Source organism: Acuticoccus sp., from assembly GCF_965213555.1.
Taxonomy (GTDB): domain Bacteria; phylum Pseudomonadota; class Alphaproteobacteria; order Rhizobiales; family Amorphaceae; genus Acuticoccus.
This window is the reverse complement of record NZ_OZ243890.1, coordinates 3,562,931-3,581,609: the sequence shown is the minus strand read 5'-3', so window position 1 is coordinate 3,581,609 and position 18,679 is coordinate 3,562,931. Positions and strand designations below refer to the sequence as shown.

Genomic DNA, 18,679 nt, shown 5'->3' with positions numbered 1-18,679 from the left:
TCCTCAGAACTGCGCCTTGCCGGGCCGCGGGAAGACGTCGGCGTCCTCCATCGGCTGGGTCGGGAAGCCGGCAATCGGTCCCATGCCGTCGCGGTCGCGGCCGATCTCCACCGGGCTGACCGCGTAGGCCGTCAGAAGCTCGGCGATGGAGCGCAGGGCGTGCATGTGGATGCGCTCGTAGCCATGGGATGCATCGACGCCGAACGTGACCAGCGAGGTCCGCACGTCGTAGCCCGCCTCGAGCGCAGCGGCACTGTCGGAACGGTAGTAGCGGAAGATGTCCTTCTGGTAACGGATGTCGTTCTCCTCGCACAGCCGCACAAGCTTGTGGGTGAGGTGCCAGTCGAATGGACCGGACTGGTCCGCCATCCCGATGGTCACCCCGAACTCGCTCGACGCCTGGCCCGGCGCCGTGGTCCCGTTATCGACGGTGATGAGCGAGGCGATGTCGTCCGTCAGCACCGACGCCCCGCCGATCCCCACCTCCTCGGAGATCGAAAAGATGAAGAAGAGGTCCACCGGCAGCTCCGCGTCCTCGCGGACCAGCGCCTCCATCGTGGCGAACAGGGCCGCCACGCCCCCCTTATCGTCGAGATGTCGCGACACGATGAAGTCGTTGTCGGTGAACTCCGGCTGTGGGTCCACCGCGATGATGTCGCCGATGGAGAAGCCGAGCCGGTCGAGGTCGTAGTTGTCCTTCAGAAGCGCATCGACCCTGAGCTCGAGGTTCGACCACGCCACCGGCTGCGTGTCGATTTCCTCGTTGAACGTGTGCCCCGACGCCTTCAGAGGCAGGATCGTTCCGCGGTACGCCCCCTTGTCGGTGAACACGGTCGTGCGCGCGCCCTCCGCGAACCGCGCGGACCAGGTCCCGATCGGCACGAGCTCCAGCCGCCCGTTGGCCTTCAGTGCCTTCACCTGCGCCCCCAGCGTGTCGAGGTGCGCGATCATCGCCCGCGCCCCGTGCGGGCTCTTACCGGGGAGCCGCGCCCGGATCGCCCCTCGCCGGGTGATCTCCATCTCGATGCCCAAACGTCGCAGCTCGCCGACTGCGGCCCGTACGATGGTGTCCGTGTAACCGGTCGGTGAAGCGATCGACAGCAGCTCGGCCAACGTGTCCTTCAGGTAGACCGTGTCGATCGTCAGACGGGGCACGGTTCCCCCGCGTCGGCGCCGTGCCGGTGGACCTGACGAAGGGCATGCGGGATCGACTGCGGGAACAGCAGATCGACGAAGCGCTGCGCCGTCGGCTGCGGCTCGTGGTTCGCGAGCCCGACCCGCTCGTTCGCCTCGATGAAGCGGTAGACGCCCGCCCGGTGCGAGCGAACCATCAGGTCGACCCCGACCACCGGGATGTCGATGGCACGCGACACTCTCACCGCCGCGTCCACCAACGCCGGATGGACGTGGTCGGTGACGTCGTGGATCGTACCGCCGGTGTGAAGGTTCGCCGTCCGACGCACCTCGACCTCCCGCCCCTCCTCGATCACGTCGTCGAGGGTGATCCCGGCAGCCCGCAGGCAACGGTCCGTCTCGCCGTCGATGGGGATCGACGCCTCACCCCCCGTCGCCGCCGCTCGGCGACGGCTGTGGGTCTCGATCAACTGACGCACGCTCGACGCGCCGTCGCCATAGATGCGTGCCGGCCGGCGCACCGCGGCGGCCACCACGCGATGGTCGATCACCACCAGCCTGAGGTCGTCGCCCTCGACGAACTCCTCCACGAGGACGCGCTCGCACACCTCGCGGGCTCGCTCGAAGGCGCCTTCGATGTCGTCCTCGGCTGTCAGTCCCACCGAGATCCCACGGCCCTGCTCGCCGCGCGCCGGCTTGACCACGATCCTCTCGTGCCGCTCCAACATGGCTCGGGCACCGGCCGCATCACGGACCTCGACCTCGTCGGGAACTGAGATGCCCGCGGCCTCGACGATCGAGCGGGTGACCGACTTGTCGTCGCAGATCGACATCGCCACCGCGCTCGTCATCTCCGACAGCGACTCGCGGCAGCGGATCGTCCGCCCGCCGTAGGTGAGGCGGAAGTAGCCGTGCGCTGCATCGATGACGTCGACGTCGATCCCACGCCGCCGCGCCTCATCCACGATGATGCGCGCGTAGGGGTTCAGCTCGCTCTCCGGTCCCGGACCAGCGAACAGGCGCTCGTTGATGGGGTTCTTCCGCTTCAAGGTGTAGACCGCGAGCCGCTCGAACCCGAGCCGCTCGTAGAGCTGAATGGCGTGCTCGTTGTCGTGCAGCACGGAGAGGTCGAGGGTCGAACCACCACGCTCCTTGAAGCCGTCCGCAAGCCTTCGCACGAGCATCTCGCCGACCCCCGAGCAGCGCGTCTGCGGATCCACCGCAAGGCACCACAGCGACGTGCCACGACGCGGATCGCCGAACGCGCGTGCGTGGTCGATGCCGGTGATCGTGCCGATGATCGCCCCCGTCATCGAGTCTTCGGCGACGAGGTAGGTGAACGCACGGCTGTGCCTACGCCTCCAAAAGAAGTCCGGCCGCACCGGCACCATGCCTCGCATGGCGTAGATCCGGTTGACCGCCTCTGCATCCTCCTCGTTGGAAAGGCTACGGACGAGGTAGCCCTCGGGCCTGCGCTCCGAAGGCTCGTAGCGAGCAAGGACGAGGCGGAACGCGTGGCTCGGGTCGAGGAACAGCTCGAGCGGCGCCGCCGACAGCATCACGTGCGGCTCCTCGACGTAGAACGCGATGTCGCGGCGTCCCGGCCCCTCGCCGCGCATTGCCTCGGCGAGCGCTTGCGCCGTTTCGTAGGTGTCCGCGAAGTGCAGCGTTCCCCAGCCGCACTCCAGGCCGACGTTCGTCATTTCGGCAGCGCGCGGCAGGTCGCTGCGTCGCTCTGCGTCGAGAACTTCCGGCATCGGTGCTCCTCAGATCCGATGGGTTTGCAGCCACATCTCGAGCAGGGCGACCTGCCACAGCTCGGAGCCGCGAAGCGGCGTGATGTGCGCCGGGGGGTCGGCGAGGAGCCGGTCGAGGTAGGCTGGATTGAACAGCCCGCGATCCTTCGCCGCCCGCGCGCCGAGCACGTCCCCGACCATCTCCTTCACCGGGCCGGAGATGTACTTCAACGCCGGCACGGGGAAGTACCCCTTCTTGCGGTCGATGACCTCGTGCGGAACGAGCCCGCGCGCGACGTCCTTGAGGACGCCCTTGCCTCCGTCGTTGAGCTTATGCTGCGCCGGGATGCGGGCGGCGAGCTCGCAAAGCTCGTGGTCGAGGAACGGCACCCGCGCCTCGAGCCCCCACGCCATCGTCATCGCGTCGACCCGCTTCACCGGGTCGTCCACCAACATCACCGTCGAGTCGATCCTCAGCGCCTTGTCCACCGGATCATCCGCCCCGGACATCGCGAACCGATCGCGCACGAACTCAGTCGCCTCGTCCCGATCGCAAAGGTAGGGTGCCGCGACCTCCTGCTGCATGCGCTCCCACGACCGATCGAAGAACGCCTCGGAGTACGTGGCGAGCGGATCGTTCGCCGCCGCCATGGGAGGATACCAGTGGTAGCCGCCGAACACCTCGTCGGCGCCCTGACCCGACTGGACGACCTTGATGTGCTTGGCGACCTCCCGCGACAGCAGGAAGAACCCGACGTTGTCGTAGGACACCATCGGTTCCGGCATCGCGGCGACGGTCGCCGGCAGCGCCTCGATCATCTCCGATGAAGGGATGAAGATCTTGTGGTGGTCGGTGCCGAACCGCTCGGCGATGAGGTCGGAGTACTCGTACTCGTTGCCGAGCTCACCGTGCGCATCCTCGAAGCCGATGGAGAACGTTTTCAGCCCGGTCTGGCCCGCCTCGGCGAGCAGCGCGACGATCACCGATGAGTCGACGCCACCCGACAGGAGCACGCCGACCGGCACGTCGGCGACCATGCGCCGATCCACCGCCGTTCGCAGCGCGCCAAGCACACGGTCGCGCCACTCCTGCGCCGACGTCGCGACGTCGGCAGCGTCGCGCGCGTAGCTCACCTCCCAATACACCGTGTCGGACGAGCGGCCGTCCGGCTCGATGACGCGTACGGTCGCCGGCGGGAGCTTGCGCACTCCCGATAGGATGGTGCGTGGCGGCGGCACCACCGCATGGAACGACATGTAGTGGTTGAGCGCGACGGGGTCGATCGAGGTGTCGAGGTCCCCGGCCGCGAGCAGCGCCTGAAGCGACGAGGCGAAGCGCAGCCGTCCCGGACCGTGCGCGAGGTACATCGGCTTGATGCCGAAGCGGTCGCGACCCAGCACGACGCGCCCGCTGTCGCGCTCGTGGATCGCGAATGCGAACATCCCATGGAAGCGCTTCACGCAGTCGGCGCCCCAGGCGTGATACGCCTTGAGGATCACCTCGGTGTCGCCCGAGGAGAAGAACGCGTAGCCCCTCCCCTCCAGCTCGGCGCGCAGCTCTGGGTAGTTGTAGATGCAGCCGTTGAAGACGATGGAGAGACCGAGCTGCGGGTCCGTCATCGGCTGCGATGAGCGCACCGAAAGGTCGATGATCGTCAGCCGCCGGTGGCCGAACGCAAAGGCGTCCCGTGCCAGGAGGCCGGCGCCGTCCGGACCGCGTGGCGCCATCGCCTCGGCCATGGTGACGACGGCCGGCACCGAGGCTTGCGCCCCGTCGAACCGGACCTCACCACAAATCCCGCACATCGAGCGCGTGCTCCCAATTCCGCGCTGCTTGTTAGGCGACAATACCTGGAAAGGATAGGCCCGTCGGGCATCCCGGCAGGGTTCGCGCGCGGACCTGACTTTTGTCGGTGTACCACAGCCGACGACAGGACGATGCACCGCCATGTATGGAGGAGACCGCCCCGAGCAACGCGAACCACACCGTGGGGGCTACCGAGTCGCAGCGTCCTCAGACCGATTGAGGCGCCTCGCCCCGACGGGCCTCCTCGGCGGTCGCCGCGTTGCCGCGGTTCCTCGCGGTGAAGGACAGGGCCACCAGCGACGCGCCGTGCACGATGAACTCGATGGCGATGAAGAGGCCGATCACCCAACCCCACTCGAGGAACCAGCCCTCCGCCCCCTCCAGGGTCGCCAGCGCCTCGGTGTCGGGAAGATCGACGACCGCAAAGATCATCGCGCCCAGAACCAGCGAGATGACGCCGGTGAGCCCAAGCCACACGCTGCCCGAACCGCCACCGCGCATCTGGAAGGCGGTGACAAGCCGCAGGACGCCGGTGATGATGAAGACAGCGCCGATCAGCAGCGTCAGCCACCAAGCCGACTGGACGGGCAGGACGATGAGGACCACGCCCGCGCCGATGTAGAGGAGGCCCATCAGAAGGTGAGCCGCGAACCCTCGCCAGCCCTTGTACTTGAAGGCATCGATGACCTGCGCGATCCCGCCCACGATGGCGAGCACGCCGAACCATAGGACGCCGACGATGGTCAGCGCGTACGTCATCCCGAGACCGATGATGCCGAGCACGGCCATCAGGAGCCCGAGCGCGAGCATCCACTTCCAGTTCAGGGTCATCGCGCCGTAGAGCGGATCGCGTAGCACCCCGGTGTCCGTAGAGCTCATGTTCGCCTCGCTACAGTTCGCATGGGCGTAGAACGACGGCGACGGACCCGCGTTCCGCGCTGTCCGCTGGCGCGACGCCGCAGCGTCACAGCGCGGCGAGCACCCTCGCCCAGGATCGGATGCCCTTGTGGAACGAGGTCAGGTCGTACTTCTCGTTGGGCGAATGGACGTTGTCGTCCTCCAGCGCAAAGCCGATCATCAGGCTGTCCATGCCAAGCTTGTGCTTGAAGGCGTGCACGATGGGGATCGAGCCCCCCATCCCGACCATCGCCGTCGGCCGTCCCCACTCGTCCGCCAGCGCCTCCTGTCCGAGCCGCAGCATCGGCCAGTCGACGGGGACGGTGAGCGCCGGACTTCCCCCGTGCTCAGCGAACTCCACCGAGCAGTCCGCAGGCACACGCTCGCGGACGAACGCGCGAAACGCCTCGCGCAGCCGTTCCGGCTCTTGTTCGCCGACCAGGCGGAAGGAGACCTTGGCGCGCGCCTCGGCCGGGATCACCGTCTTGAAGCCTCGGCCGGTGTAGCCGCCCCACATCCCATTGACCTCCAGCGTCGGGCGCGCCCAGACCTTTTCGAGGACGGTGCGGTCCTTCTCCCCAGCCGGCTCGGACAGCCCGATGGGGCCGAGGAACGCCTCCGCCGACAGCCCGAGGCCATCCCAGTTCGCCTTGGTCTCCGGCGGCACCTCGACGACGCCATCATAGAACCCAGGCACTGCCACGCGCCCGTCCGCGTCGTGGAGGTCGGCAAGGATCTGCGCCAGGACGTGGTTGGGGTTGCGCGCGGGTCCGCCGAACTGTCCCGAATGCAGGTCGCGGTTGGCACAACGCACGGTGATCTCCTCGCCCACGAGCCCGCGCAGGGAAAGTGCGATCGCCGGCGTCTCGGCGTCCCACATCCCGGTGTCGCAGACGAAGGCCGCGTCGGCGCGCAGCTCATCGCCCGCGCTCGCCAGGAACGCGGGCAGGCTCGGCGAGCCGGACTCCTCCTCCCCCTCGATGAGGATGGTGAGCGGCACCGGCAAACGCCCCTCGACGTTGAGGATCGCGCGCACCGCCTCCACGAACGTCATCAATTGACCCTTGTCGTCACACGCCCCGCGCGCGACGATCATCCTCGTGCCGTCCGCCCGCGTGACGAGGCGCGGCGCGAAGGGGTCCTCCTCCCAAAGGTCCAGCGGGTCCACGGGTTGGACGTCGTAGTGGCCGTAGAACAGGATCGTAGGGCCGTCCGCGCTACCGTTGCTCTTGGCAAGGACCATCGGTTTGCCAGTGGTCGGGCGCACCTTGGAGGAGAACCCCATCGCGGCGAAGTCCTCGTTCAGCCAGGTCGCGGCGTCGCGGCACGCTGCATCGTAGGCCGGGTCCGTCGAGATCGACGGAATGCGCAGGAACGCGAACAGCCGCTCGAGGCTCTCGTCGAGGTCGTCGTCGATGCGCGAAAGGATCGCGTCGAGGTTCATGGGTCGGTCCTTCCGGTTGCCATCTTGGGCAGCAAGGCAATAATGCGAAGGGGGGGACAACCACGATGACCGATGCGGCGCAAGCCGGACCGCTTGGGTGGGTCAGGCCCGACGGGCAGGACGCGCTGATGGAGGCTTGGCGCCCCCTTGCCGAGAAGGCGCTGCGCGGCGAACCCCTCGAGTCCCTCGACACCGGGACCGCGAGCGGCTTTCCCCTGCGTCCGCTCTACGCACCGACCGAGCCTGCCGCGCTCGGCCGCCCGTACCACCGGCCTTGGCAGGTCGTTCAGCGGGTCGACGGGCCGGACAGCGCCGCGCAGGCGCGAGCCGACCTCGAAAACGGTGCCACCGCGCTCACCCTCGTGTTCGCGGGCGCCCCCTCCGCGCACGGACGGGGCCTCACGGCGGCGACCGTGGACGCGCTCGACGCCGCCCTCGACGACATCAAGCTCGAGCTCGTGCCGCTGCGCCTGGAAGCCGGCGCGCGGGGCCGTGCCGCACTCGCGCTCCTCGCTGCTCTCGTCGAGCGCCGCGGCACTCCCCCCGCCCAGCTCGCCGCGGGCCTCGACCCCGTCGGCGCGGCCGCGGCGGGCGCTCCTTCGGACTTCGCATCTTCCGTCGCCCTCGCTGACGCACACGCCGCGTTCCGACGCCTCGGCGTGCCGGGCACGGTGTTCCTCGCCGACGGCCGGATCGTCGCAGAGGCCGGCGCCTCAGCCGCCACCGAACTCGCCTTCGCGATGCACGTGGTGGCGACGCTGCTGCGCCGCCTCGACGAAGGTGGCGTTCCACCATGCGAGGCGCTGCCGTCCATCGGCATGGCGCTGTCGGCGAGCGAGGACCAGTTCGCGACCATCGCCAAGCTGCGCGCCGCCCGTCGTCTCCACGCGCTCGTCGCACAGGCGTGCGGCTCGGACGCGCCGCTCGCGCTGCACGCCGAGACGTCCCATCGCATGCTCGCCTACTCCGACCCGCAGACCAACCTGCTGCGCCTCACCATCGCCGCCTTCGCGGCCGGCGTCGGCGGCGCGGACAGCGTGAGCGTGCTGCCGTTCGACGCCGAGGGCACCCCGTTCGCCCGCCGCCTCGCGCGCAACATCCAGTCGCTGCTCATCGAGGAGTCGCACGTCGCAAGGCTCGACGATCCCGGCGCTGGCGCTGGCGCCGTCGAGGCCTACACCGATGCGCTCGCGCAGGCTGCATGGGCAAGGTTCCAGGCCTGGGAGGGCGACCTCGACGTCGTGGCGTCAGGTCGCCTCGCCGAGGCCGTCCAGGCCGACGCCGAGGCCGCGACCGAGCGGCTGAGCTTGGGCGAGCGCGCGATCATCGGCGTCACGATCCACCCGCCGGCCTCGCCCTCGGCCGTGCCGAGCGCCGCTCCGGTCGCGCCTCCCGCCGATACCGCGGAGGCGCCCGACGGCGATCGCTTTGCCGACCTCGTTGCCGCCGCTGCCCGCGGCGCCACCCTCGCGGACCTTACTGACGGGACCGTGCCGTCGGGTCCCGCCATCGCGCCCGAGCGCGCGGCTGCCGCCTTCGGAGGCTGACATGACGCCGGACTTTCGCACCGTCCCGTACACTCGCCGCAGTGCCGCAGCTTCAGCACCCACCGAGCCATGGATGACCGCCGAGGGGGTCGCCATCGCCCCGCGCGTCGACCCCACCGCCGTCGAGGGCCTGCCGCTCGACACCGTCCCTGGCGCTCCGCCCTACATCCGGGGACCGTACCCAACGATGTACGTCCAGAAGCCTTGGACGATCCGCCAGTACGCCGGCTTCTCCACCGCCGAGGAGTCCAACGCGTTCTACCGGCGCAACCTGGCGGCCGGACAGAAGGGGCTGTCGATCGCCTTCGACCTTGCCACGCACCGGGGCTATGATTCGGACCATCCCCGCGTCACCGGCGACGTCGGCATGGCGGGTGTCGCCATCGACTCCATCCTCGACATGCGAACCCTCTTCGACGGCATCCCGCTCGAGGAGATGAGCGTCTCCATGACGATGAACGGCGCGGTGCTTCCGGTCCTTGCACTGTACATCGTCGCCGCCGAGGAGCAGGGCGTCCCCCAGGACAAGCTGTCCGGCACCATCCAGAACGACATCCTGAAGGAGTTCATGGTCCGAAACACGTTCATCTATCCGCCTCGCCCGTCGATGCGGATCGTGTCGGACATCTTCGCGCACACCGCGCAGCACATGCCCCGCTACAACTCGATCTCCATCTCAGGCTACCACATGCAGGAGGCAGGGGCGACGGCGGACCTCGAGCTCGCCTACACGCTCGCCAACGGCCTTGAGTACGTGCGCGCCGGCGTCGCCGCCGGGCTCGACGTCGACAGCTTCGCGCCGCGACTGTCGTTCTTCTGGGCGATCGGCATGCACTTCTTCATGGAGGTCGCGAAGTTGCGCGCCGCCCGCTTCCTCTGGGCAACGCTGATCGAGCGCGAGTTCAACCCGACGAGCCCAAAGTCGACGTCGCTACGCACGCATTGCCAGACGTCCGGCTGGTCCCTCACGGCCCAGGACGTCTACAACAACGTCGCCCGCACGATGATCGAGGCGATGGCTGCGACCCAGGGGGGCACGCAGTCCCTGCACACCAACGCCCTCGACGAGGCGTTGGCCCTACCCACCGACTTCTCGGCCCGCATCGCGCGCAACACGCAGCTCGTCCTCGCGCAGGAGTCCGGTACCACGCGCTTCATCGACCCATGGGGCGGCTCGCCCGCGGTGGAGCGGCTGACCCACGACCTCGCCGCCCGCGCCATGACCCACATCGAGGAGGTCGAGGGCCTTGGCGGCATGGCGAAGGCCATCGAGGCCGGCACGCCCAAGCTGCGCATCGAGGAGGCAGCGGCTCGCGCCCAGGCCAAGATCGATTCCGGCGAGCAGACGGTGGTTGGCGTCAACCGCTACAAGCCGGACGTTGAGCAGGAGGTGGAGGTGCTCAGGGTCGACAACGCGGACGTGCGACGTCGGCAGCTCGAGAAGCTCGGCCGCCTTCGCGCCGAGCGGGACGAGGCGAGGGCCGGTGCGGCGCTGACGGCGCTGGAGGACGGCGCGCGCGGCGACGGCAACCTCCTTGCCCTGTGCATCGACGCCGCGCGGGCGCACGCGACCGTCGGCGAGATGAGCGATGCCATGGAACGCGCCTTCGGTCGCCACACGGCCGAGATCCGGGCGATCACCGGGGTCTACAAGCGCGAGGCCGGCACGATGGGCCAGCGCATCGAGGAGGTCCGCCGCGAGGCCGACGCCTTCGCCGACGCCGACGGGCGGCGCCCGCGCATCCTCGTCGCCAAGATGGGGCAGGACGGCCACGACCGCGGACAGAAGGTCATCGCCTCCGCCTTCGCCGACCTCGGGTTCGACGTCGACATCGGCCCGCTGTTCGCAACGCCCGCCGAGTGCGCGCGGCAGGCGGTGGACAACGACGTCCACATCGTCGGCGTCTCATCCCTGGCCGGCTCGCACCTCGCGCTGCTGCCCGACCTCCAGGAGGCGCTCGCAGCGGAGGGGCGCGAGGACATCCTCATCGCCATCGGCGGTGTCATCCCGCCCGCCGACATCGCCGAGCTGAAGGCGATGGGCGCGGCGGCGATCTTCCCCCCGGGCACGGTGATCGCCGACGCGGCGCAGTCCCTGATCGCGACGCTGAACGAGCGGCTCGGCTACACGACGCGTGCGGCGGCCGAGTGAGGCCGAGGCGGCGCTCCTTGAGAGGGCCCGCGCCGCCGCCGACACCGCCTACGCCCCCTACTCCGGGTTCCACGTCGGCGCGGCGGTGAGCGACGGCACGGTTACGTTCGCCGCAGCCAACGTCGAGAACGCATCCTACGGGCTGTCCGCCTGCGCGGAGATGAACGCCGTGGTCGCCGCGGCGCTCGCTGGAGCCCGCGCGCTGACGACCCTTGCCGTCGTCGGCTACCGGCCGGACCGTCCGGACGTCGCCGCGCTCGCAACCCCCTGCGGCCGCTGCAGGCAGGTGTTCAGCGAGTTCGCCGCACCAGACAGCCGCGTCCTTGTGCGCGACCACCTCGGCTTGAGAGACCCTCGTCGTCCCTCTGCACGAGCTGCTACCGCACGCCTTCGGTCCCCAGAAGTTCCGGGACTAGGGCATCGCGCCGCAGCGACGTGGCGCGCGTGTCATCCTGCGTGCCCGATGCGCTCAACGACCGAGCCGGACGGTGGCGGAGGCAGGTACCTCGGCATCGGCGGGCTCGCCGGAGCGACGCGAGGTCTTCCTTAGGAAGTCGAAGTCGCATCCGTCCTCGGCCTGCAGCACCTCCTCGAAGTACAGCTTGGCGTAGCCCCGCTCGGCGCGAGCGTGCTGCGGGGGGCGCCACTCGGCGCGGCGGCGCGCAAGCTCCGCATCGTCGACCAACAGGTCGAGCCGCCCTTGATGGGCATCGAGGCTGATCCGGTCGCCGGTGCGCACCAGCGCCAACGGACCGCCCTCCGCCGCCTCGGGAGAGACGTGCAGCACGATGGTCCCGAACGCCGTACCGGACATGCGCGCGTCGGAGATGCGCACCATGTCGCGCACCCCCGCGGCGGCGAGCCTCCTCGGGATCGGCAGCGCACCGGCCTCCGGCATTCCCGGCCCGCCCTTCGGCCCAGCGTTCTGCAGGACGAGGACGTCGGCGGCGGCGACGTCGAGGTCGGGATCGTCGATGCGAGCTGCCATGTCCTCCAGCGAGGCGAACACGACCGCACGCCCCTCGTGGACCAACAGCTCCGCACTGGCCGCCGCCTGCTTGAGGATCGCGCCGTTCGGCGCGAGGTTGCCGAACAATGCGCGGATGCCGCCGCCTCGATGGATCGGATCGGCTGCGGACCGCACGACGTCCTGCGGCCACGGGTCGGGCGCGTCGGCAAGCTCTTCGCCCAGCGTCCGGCCGGTCACCGTCAGGCAGTCGAGGTGGAGGGTGTCGGACAACTCGCGCAGGACCGGCGCCAGGCCGCCGGCGCGGAACAGGTCCTCCATGTAGTGCTTGCCGCTGGGCTTGAGGTCGACGAGCACCGGCGTCTCCCCACCGAGGCGGTCGACCACGCTGAGGTCGAAGGGGTGGCCGAGCCGCCCAGCCACCGCCGCAAGGTGGACGACGGCGTTCGTCGACCCGCCCACGGCTTGGAGCACCCGCATCGCGTTCTCCAACGCGCGCTCAGTCATGACCGCCGTCGGTCGCAGCTCCTCCGCGGCCAGCGAGACCGCCCGCGCGCCCGTCGCCTCGGCATGACGCAGCCGGTCCGCGTGGACGGCCGGGATCGCCGCGCCGCCGGGCAGCATCATGCCGAGCGCCTCCGCGCACAGCGCCATCGTGCTCGCGGTGCCCATGACCATGCAGGTGCCAGGACCCGGTGCGAGGGCGCCCGAGACCGCGTCGATCTCAGCTTCGTCGAGGTTGCCTGCGCGATGCTGCGCCCACAGCCGCCGGCAATCGGTGCACGCGCCGAGCCGCTCGCCGCGGTGGCTGCCGGTCATCATCGGCCCCGTCACCGTCAGGATGGCCGGCACGTCGGCGCTCGCCGCAGCCATCAGGAGCGCCGGGACGGTCTTGTCGCACCCGCCGATCAGGACCACCGCGTCCATCGGCTGCGCGCGAACCAACTCCTCCGCGTCCATCGCCATGAGGTTGCGCAGGAACATCGACGTCGGATGGGAGAACGACTCGTGGATCGAGGTTATCGGGAACGGGACCGGCAAGCCGCCAGCGAGCATCACGCCGCGCGAGATCGCCGCGACGAGGTCCGGCACGGTCCGGTGACACGCGTTGTAGCCGGAGAAGGTGTCGGTGATGCCGATGATGGGCCGCTCGAGCGCCGCGTCCGAGTAGCCCATCGCCTTGATGAAGGCCTTGCGCAGGAAAAGCGAAAAGCCTGCGTCGCCGTACTGCGCAAGGCCTTGCCGCATGCCCCGCGCGCCGTCGTTCGAGCCGTTCACGTCGTCGTCCATGGTGTCGCGCCTCCCGTTGCCGCGACCTTAGCAACCTTTCGGGAGGCCCTGCAGCGCGTGACGTCGCCCCCGCGACCAAACCGTGCCGTACCCGGTCGCCAAGCCGGCTAGCGCCGTCGCTTGGACGAGGACGCGGGACGGCTGGAGCAGACGTCGGCGGCCATGCAGCACCACGTCCTGCGAGCGACGTCCGTCGACGGGATGGGGACGAGCGGCTTTCGCCCGATCCGATCGCTCCCCTTCAAGCATCATCCGCCGCACCGACACTTGTCGCCTCAGCGGGACGTGCGGCCACGCTGCTTGGGGTCGACGGCGCCGGTACGTGTCACGTCGTTCATGACGTCGCCCTCGACGGTGTTGTCCCCCTCGATGTCGTTGACGTCCTCGCCGGTCGCTCCCTTGGAGCCGCCGATGCCAGGGTTGTCCTCCAGGTCGTCCCGCGGCGCATCCTTCGGCGTCACCTGATGCTTGTTCGAGCTCATCACGAGCCTCCTTCGGTTGTCGGCAAACAATCCCCGAGCATCTGAGATCGTTGCACGGCTTCGGCGTCCGGACCCGCTCGAAACAATTGCCGCGATCGCCTTGTCCCGCCGTTGAGGGGTGCCGTGCCCCATGGCTCGCGCCCAAGCAAGCACCGGCGTCCGGAACCCCATGGCCCGCCTCACCGTCCTCCTCCTCTCGCTTGCCCTCGCCTCGTGTGGGAGCGGCGCCGTCGAGCCGCCGAGTGAGGATCGCGTCTCCGTCACGACCTGGCTCGTCATGACCGATGACGGGGTGGGTGAGGTCGCCCATGGCACGCCCTACCGCGGGGCGGCGTTGGCGGGGGTTGCGCCGGGCGCCGAGGTGCGTTCCATCGAGACTGCGAAAGAGGACGCGACGGCTTGGACGCACGCCGCGTTCGTGGGCGAGGTTCAAGCGGTGCAGTTCTTCGAGGGACGCGACGGCACGGTGGCTGAGATGCACGGGGTCGCGCAGCACCTTGCTGGACCGAACGGGGAGCGGATCGGCATGACAATGCGCCAAGCGGGAGTGGGGCGAAGGGACTGCCGCAACGGGCGACGGCTGTGGCGCGGGATGGCGGTGTGTCGAGCGCGCGGCTCGAAGAACATCGAGCTCGTCTTCGCGATCCCGCAATACGACGGACCGTTCGACCGCCTCGCGTCCGCGGAGGACCTCGAGAGGGCCGAGCTTCAGCGCATCGTGTGGCGGCCGAACGCCTGACCGAGCTCGCGCGCCGCATCGCGGACGGCGAGCGGGCGGCGCTGGCGCGGGCCATCACGCTGGTGGAGTCCCGTCGCCCGGCCCATCGCGCCGACGCGGCGGCGCTCGTGCAGGAGCTCCTGCCGCGCACCGGTCGCGCGGTCCGCGTCGGCATCACGGGAGCCCCCGGGGTCGGCAAGTCCACGCTGATCGACGCGCTGGGCCAGTCCCTCGTCACGTCGGGGGAGCGCGTCGCGGTCCTCGCCGTCGACCCGTCCTCGACGCGCACCGGAGGGGCGATCCTGGGCGACAAGACCCGCATGGGGACGCTGGCGGCCAGTCAGCAGGCGTTCATCCGTCCCTCCCCGTCCGCCGGGTCGCTGGGCGGCGTCGCAGCGCGTACCCGCGAGGCGATGCTCCTCGTGGAGGCGGCAGGCTTCACCGTCGTCGTCGTGGAGACCGTCGGCGTCGGTCAGTCCGAGCTCGCGGTGGCCGACATGGTGGACACCTTCGTGGCGCTGATGCTCCCGGGCGCCGGGGACGAGTTGCAGGGGATCAAGAAGGGCCTCGTCGAGCAGGCGGACATCATCGTCGTCAACAAGGCGGACGGCGACGCCCTCCCCGCGGCCCGCCGCGCCGCCGCCGAGCTTCTCTCCGCGGTCAAGATCCTCGCATCCGAGGTGCCACCCGAGGTCATGACGGTGTCGGCCCGCACCGGAGAGCGGCTCGACGCCCTGTGGCAGGCCGTGGTGCGTCATCGCGCGGGTCTTGAGGAGACAGGCCGCCTCTGCGAGCGCAGGCGGTCGCAGAACGTCGTGTGGATGCGCGACATGATCGCCGATGGGCTCAACGCCTTCCTCGCCGAACGGGCGGGAGGGGCGCTCGTCGTGGCGACCGAGGCGGTCCGTGACGGCCGCCTCGCGCCGAGCGCTGCGGCTGCCTCGATCCTTGCCCGCCTCGCGAAGGACGACGCCGTAGAGGCACACTAAGCTGCTGTGAAGCTGGTTCTACGGCTTGCGCGGCGCTGGCGTGGCAAGCCAGCGTCGCGGCTGCATCTGTCGCGCGATGGTATAAGGCTCCGTCTGCCGCGAAAGGTCCGTTCCATGCCACGGGATCACTGTCAGAACTGCCAGCCCGGCACGCCGCTGGGCTTCGACTTCACGTTCGCCTTCCAGCCGATCGTCAACGTACGCACCGGCGCGATCTTCGCGCACGAAGCGCTGTGCCGTGGGGTCGACGGCTCCGGCGCGGGGACCGTGCTGGCGAACCTCACCGACGCGAACCGCTACCAGTTCGATCAGACGGCTCGGGTCAAGGCCATCGAGGCCGCCGCGCGCCTGTTCGTGGACGACGGGTCGCGCCTGTCCATCAACATCATGCCGAACGCGGTTTACGACCCCGTGCGTTGCCTGCGCACCACGCTGCGGGCGGCGAAGGAGAACGCCTTCCCGCTGGACCGGCTGATGTTCGAGTTCACCGAGCACGAGAAGGTGAACGACGTCGCGCAGCTGCGCCGCATCGCGACGCACTACTCCTCGTTCGGCTTCATGACCGCGATCGACGACTTCGGCGCCGGCTTCGCCGGGCTCGGCTTCCTCGCCGAGTTCGTTCCTCAAATCATCAAGATCGACCGCGAGCTCGTGCGCGCCATCGAGACGGACCGGGTGCGTCAGGCCATCGTGGGCGGCATCTGCCGCGCCGCGCAGGACATGGACATCACGCTGGTCGCCGAGGGCATCGAGACCGTGGCGGAGCTCGAGGTCCTCATCGGCATGGACATCGACCTGTTCCAAGGGTTCTACTTCGCCCGCCCCGCCTTCGAGCGGCTGGCCGAGGTGAGCCTTGGCGCGGCGCCGGCCCTCCTGCCGACGGTCCGCGGGACGAGGGGGCAGCGCTCGGCCGCCGCCTGACGCGACGGGCCGAACGAGACCCTACTCCGCCGCCTCCAGGAACCCTACTCCGCCGCCTCAAGGAACCCGCCGGACTGACGGGACCACAAGTCGGCGTAGATCCCGCCACGGGCGAGGAGGCGCCGGTGCGGACCGCTCTCCACCACACGCCCTCCCTCGACGACCACGATGCGATCCATCGCCGCGATGGTCGACAGGCGGTGGGCGATGGCGATGACCGTCTTGCCGGCCATCGCCGCCACGAGGGCGTGCTGGATGTCCGCCTCCACCTCGGAGTCGAGCGCGCTCGTCGCCTCGTCCAGCACGAGCACCGGCGCGTCCTTCAGGATCGCTCGCGCGAGGGCGATGCGCTGTCGCTGTCCGCCCGACAGCTTGACGCCACGCTCTCCAAGGTGCGCGTCGTAGCCGCGTCGCCCCTTGCCGTCGGCGAGTTCGGTGATGAACTCGTGCGCCCGCGCCTGCTGCGCCGCGGCGAGCGCGGCGTCACGCCCGGCGTCGGTTCGGCCGTACAGGATGTTGTCGAGCGCCGAGCGGTTGAAGATCGCGGTCTCCTGGGTGACCGTTGCCACCGCCCGTCGCAGCCCGTCCTGCGTCAGGTCGCGGATGTCCGTCCCGTCGAGCGTGATGCGCCCGTCCTCCACGTCGTAGAGCCGCAGGAGCAGCGCCACCGCGGTCGACTTGCCGGCCCCCGAGCGTCCCACGAGGCCGACCTTCTCGCCGGCCTCGATCGCAAGCTCGAGGCCGGCGACGCCGCCGCTCGGCCGCCCGTAGCGAAAGGTCACGTCGTCGAAGCGCACCGCGCCGCGCGGGGCCACTGGGTCGCGCGCGCCATCGCGGTCCACAATCGCATGCTGCGGAGAGAGCGTCGCCGCACCGTCCTCGATGGTGCCGAGCTCGCCGAAGATCGTCAGCGCCGACTGCGCCATCCAGTTCGACATCTGGGTGAGCCGCAGCGTCATCATCGACGCCATCGCGATGACGCCGAGCGTCGCTTCGCCACGATGGAAGAACCACAGCGCCCCGCCGATGACGGCGACGGTTACGACCGCGTTCAGCGCAGCGAGCAGCGTACGCATCGCCATCATGGTGCGCCCGAACGCAAGGCCCGCGTCACGGAACCTCGCGATGGCCGTGCGCGCAGCGTCCTCCTCGTGCCTGGCGTGGGCGAAGAGCTTGACCGTCTTGATGTGGCTGAGGCTGTCCACGAGCTGCCCGGTGACCCTCGCACGCGCCTCCGCCCGCACCTTCGCCCGCGCCCGAATGCGAGGCACCCCCCAGACGAGGGTCAGCACGAACGTCCCCGTCCACATCGCCACCGCGACTGCGAGCCATGGATCGGCCGCGGCGAGGAGCGTCGCCATGACGACGAGGTAGGCGACGAGCATCCCGAGCGCGCTCAGCGTGTCGATGACGACGGTGGTGAGCGCCATCGCCGTCTGCGTCTCCTTCTGGGCGATACGGCCCGTGAAGTCCTCCTCGAAGAAGCCCATGGACTGGCCGAGCGTGTACCGGTGCAGGCGCCATATGGTCTGCGGGTTGAGCCCCGGGCCGATGGCCAGCGAGGTGACGGCGCTCTGCCCGAGCTGGGTCAGCGGCTTAACGAGGACCACGGCACAGAGGAGGGCGAGGAGCCACGGCCACTCGGCGGCGAACAGTTCGGCCGGTCCCGCGGCGTCCGCCCGGTCGACCAGCCCGCCGATGAGGTAGAACACACCAGCCTCGGCCGCACCGAACGACAGGCTGAAGACGGCGAGCAGCGCGATGGCAAGCTGCGATCCACCCAGGGCCCAGCGCAGGAACGGCACGAGCTCGCGGGGCGGTCGGCTCGCCGGACCCTTGTCGGCAAAGGGGTCGATCAAACGCTCGGCAGGAGCGAATGGCGCAGCAAGCGGCTCGCGTTGCAACTGCGTGCCCGGATCTGAGCGCTCCACGAAATCAAGCACGGAGGATCCTTCGCGCGATGGGGCGGGCGCGTCAGCCGGGCGCGTCGCAGGGGGGACGGGTTCCCTGTCAAGAGGTGTGTGCGCCCACGCCATGGTCAAGCCGTCCCTTTGGGGGCAACGGAGGTTGCGTGCGCATGGCCGGCCAGTCGTCGCGACCTTACGGCGGTGATCCGTCGCGCGGCGACCTCGTTCCGAGCGATCGTCCGTTGGGGGGCTACGGGGCCTCCGACGATCGCGTGCGCCGTGTTGAAGACGGCATGCGACCGCTCGACGGGCGGGCGACCTAGGTGCTTCATCTAATCGCACTGCCGAAGATCGCACTGCCGATCGACCAGGCGGCTCACCGGGAACATGCTTCGCCTGGTGTCGCGGGGCGGCAAGTTGCCCCCGGCACGGAGCCGTCGGTCAGGCCGAGCCGGCCAGACGCAACCTCGCCTGGCGTCGGGGCGACACGGACCCCAAGACGTTCGTCTCCGGGGACCGTCCATATGCTCGATGTCGCGCCGCGGCGGGGACGGAGCGTGCGCCCTTGGTCCTGCCATCGGCAGGGGCTCGGCGCAGGACCGACAGTCCTGAGCTTGCCGGTGATCGTCCGGCCAGAGCCCGCCGCGGATGGCGGTCGGCGCAGCGGCCGGATGTCGCCTATCGTGCA

Annotated in this window: 14 protein-coding genes; 6 read left to right on the top strand and 8 right to left on the bottom strand. The window is 69.8% G+C overall.

Annotation, left to right across the window (positions count from 1 at the left end; all coding sequences use genetic code 11):
- Positions 1-3: 3 nt before the first annotated feature.
- From ACOOE8_RS16760 to ACOOE8_RS16740, 5 genes are all read right to left on the bottom strand, one after another.
- Positions 4-1,155: an osmoprotectant NAGGN system M42 family peptidase gene (locus tag ACOOE8_RS16760; protein WP_420392551.1), complete on the bottom strand. Its 1,152-nt coding sequence runs from the start codon at positions 1,153-1,155 to the stop codon at positions 4-6.
- On the bottom strand, positions 1,143-2,891 hold the full coding sequence (gene ngg, locus ACOOE8_RS16755) for an N-acetylglutaminylglutamine synthetase (RefSeq protein WP_420392550.1): 1,749 nt from the start codon (positions 2,889-2,891) through the stop codon (positions 1,143-1,145). The genes ACOOE8_RS16760 and ngg overlap by 13 nt, the downstream gene beginning before the upstream one ends.
- A gap of 9 nt (positions 2,892-2,900) precedes the next feature.
- Positions 2,901-4,676 (bottom strand): N-acetylglutaminylglutamine amidotransferase, encoded by a 1,776-nt coding sequence (locus tag ACOOE8_RS16750; protein ID WP_420392549.1) that lies wholly within the window; start codon positions 4,674-4,676, stop codon positions 2,901-2,903.
- Between the two features lie 208 nt (positions 4,677-4,884).
- Complete coding sequence (locus tag ACOOE8_RS16745) at positions 4,885-5,556, bottom strand: HdeD family acid-resistance protein (RefSeq protein ID WP_420392548.1); 672 nt, start codon at positions 5,554-5,556, stop codon at positions 4,885-4,887.
- Positions 5,557-5,641: 85 nt separating this feature from the next.
- Positions 5,642-7,018 carry a dipeptidase gene (locus tag ACOOE8_RS16740; protein WP_420392547.1) on the bottom strand — a complete coding sequence of 459 codons (1,377 nt, stop codon included), beginning with the start codon at positions 7,016-7,018 and terminating at the stop codon, positions 5,642-5,644.
- Between the two features lie 128 nt (positions 7,019-7,146).
- Between ACOOE8_RS16740 and ACOOE8_RS16735 the strand changes: the two genes are divergently transcribed.
- Genes ACOOE8_RS16735 through ACOOE8_RS16725 form a run of 3 tightly spaced genes read left to right on the top strand, consistent with a single transcriptional unit; the run spans position 7,147 to position 11,267 of the window.
- Positions 7,147-8,565 carry a methylmalonyl-CoA mutase family protein gene (locus ACOOE8_RS16735; RefSeq protein WP_420392546.1) on the top strand — a complete coding sequence of 473 codons (1,419 nt, stop codon included), beginning with the start codon at positions 7,147-7,149 and terminating at the stop codon, positions 8,563-8,565.
- Position 8,566: 1 nt separating this feature from the next.
- Positions 8,567-10,717, top strand: coding sequence for a methylmalonyl-CoA mutase (gene scpA / locus ACOOE8_RS16730; protein ID WP_420392545.1), 2,151 nt, complete (start codon positions 8,567-8,569; stop codon positions 10,715-10,717).
- On the top strand, positions 10,701-11,267 hold the full coding sequence (locus tag ACOOE8_RS16725) for a cytidine deaminase (protein WP_420392544.1): 567 nt from the start codon (positions 10,701-10,703) through the stop codon (positions 11,265-11,267). Before scpA ends, ACOOE8_RS16725 begins: the two co-directional genes overlap by 17 nt.
- Here the strand turns inward: ACOOE8_RS16725 and ACOOE8_RS16720 are convergent.
- Positions 11,187-12,974 carry an IlvD/Edd family dehydratase gene (locus tag ACOOE8_RS16720; RefSeq protein ID WP_420392543.1) on the bottom strand — a complete coding sequence of 596 codons (1,788 nt, stop codon included), beginning with the start codon at positions 12,972-12,974 and terminating at the stop codon, positions 11,187-11,189. The two genes, ACOOE8_RS16725 and ACOOE8_RS16720, sit on opposite strands and share 81 nt — an antisense overlap.
- Before the next feature lie 275 nt (positions 12,975-13,249).
- Complete coding sequence (locus tag ACOOE8_RS16715) at positions 13,250-13,456, bottom strand: hypothetical protein (protein WP_420392542.1); 207 nt, start codon at positions 13,454-13,456, stop codon at positions 13,250-13,252.
- A gap of 169 nt (positions 13,457-13,625) precedes the next feature.
- Between ACOOE8_RS16715 and ACOOE8_RS16710 the strand changes: the two genes are divergently transcribed.
- The 3 genes from ACOOE8_RS16710 to ACOOE8_RS16700 all read left to right on the top strand — a co-directional run bounded on the left by ACOOE8_RS16710 (position 13,626) and on the right by ACOOE8_RS16700 (position 16,084).
- Positions 13,626-14,195 (top strand): DUF1131 family protein, encoded by a 570-nt coding sequence (locus ACOOE8_RS16710; RefSeq protein ID WP_420392541.1) that lies wholly within the window; start codon positions 13,626-13,628, stop codon positions 14,193-14,195.
- Positions 14,177-15,163, top strand: a complete 987-nt coding sequence (gene meaB / locus ACOOE8_RS16705) for a methylmalonyl Co-A mutase-associated GTPase MeaB (protein ID WP_420392540.1) — start codon at positions 14,177-14,179, stop codon at positions 15,161-15,163. The genes ACOOE8_RS16710 and meaB overlap by 19 nt, the downstream gene beginning before the upstream one ends.
- 114 nt (positions 15,164-15,277) lie before the next feature.
- Entirely contained in the window at positions 15,278-16,084 is an 807-nt protein-coding gene (locus ACOOE8_RS16700) for an EAL domain-containing protein (RefSeq protein ID WP_420392539.1), read from the top strand.
- A 44-nt stretch (positions 16,085-16,128) separates the two neighbouring features.
- Here ACOOE8_RS16700 and ACOOE8_RS16695 read toward each other — a convergent pair whose 3' ends face one another.
- Positions 16,129-18,027 (bottom strand): ABC transporter ATP-binding protein, encoded by a 1,899-nt coding sequence (locus ACOOE8_RS16695; protein ID WP_420392538.1) that lies wholly within the window; start codon positions 18,025-18,027, stop codon positions 16,129-16,131.
- Between the last annotated feature and the right edge of the window lie 652 nt (positions 18,028-18,679).

Excerpts from the sequence above, each read along its gene's own strand:
- ngg (WP_420392550.1), bottom strand. The coding sequence starts at position 2,891 with ATGCCGGAAGTTCTCGACGCAGAGCGACGCAGCGACCTGCCGCGCGCT.
- ACOOE8_RS16750 (WP_420392549.1), bottom strand. The coding sequence starts at position 4,676 with ATGTGCGGGATTTGTGGTGAGGTCCGGTTCGACGGGGCGCAAGCCTCG.
- ACOOE8_RS16745 (WP_420392548.1), bottom strand. The coding sequence starts at position 5,556 with ATGAGCTCTACGGACACCGGGGTGCTACGCGATCCGCTCTACGGCGCG.
- ACOOE8_RS16740 (WP_420392547.1), bottom strand. The coding sequence starts at position 7,018 with ATGAACCTCGACGCGATCCTTTCGCGCATCGACGACGACCTCGACGAG.
- ACOOE8_RS16735 (WP_420392546.1), top strand. The coding sequence starts at position 7,147 with ATGGAGGCTTGGCGCCCCCTTGCCGAGAAGGCGCTGCGCGGCGAACCC.
- scpA (WP_420392545.1), top strand. The coding sequence starts at position 8,567 with ATGACGCCGGACTTTCGCACCGTCCCGTACACTCGCCGCAGTGCCGCA.
- ACOOE8_RS16720 (WP_420392543.1), bottom strand. The coding sequence starts at position 12,974 with ATGGACGACGACGTGAACGGCTCGAACGACGGCGCGCGGGGCATGCGG.
- ACOOE8_RS16715 (WP_420392542.1), bottom strand. The coding sequence starts at position 13,456 with ATGAGCTCGAACAAGCATCAGGTGACGCCGAAGGATGCGCCGCGGGAC.
- ACOOE8_RS16710 (WP_420392541.1), top strand. The coding sequence starts at position 13,626 with ATGGCCCGCCTCACCGTCCTCCTCCTCTCGCTTGCCCTCGCCTCGTGT.
- ACOOE8_RS16700 (WP_420392539.1), top strand. The coding sequence starts at position 15,278 with ATGCCACGGGATCACTGTCAGAACTGCCAGCCCGGCACGCCGCTGGGC.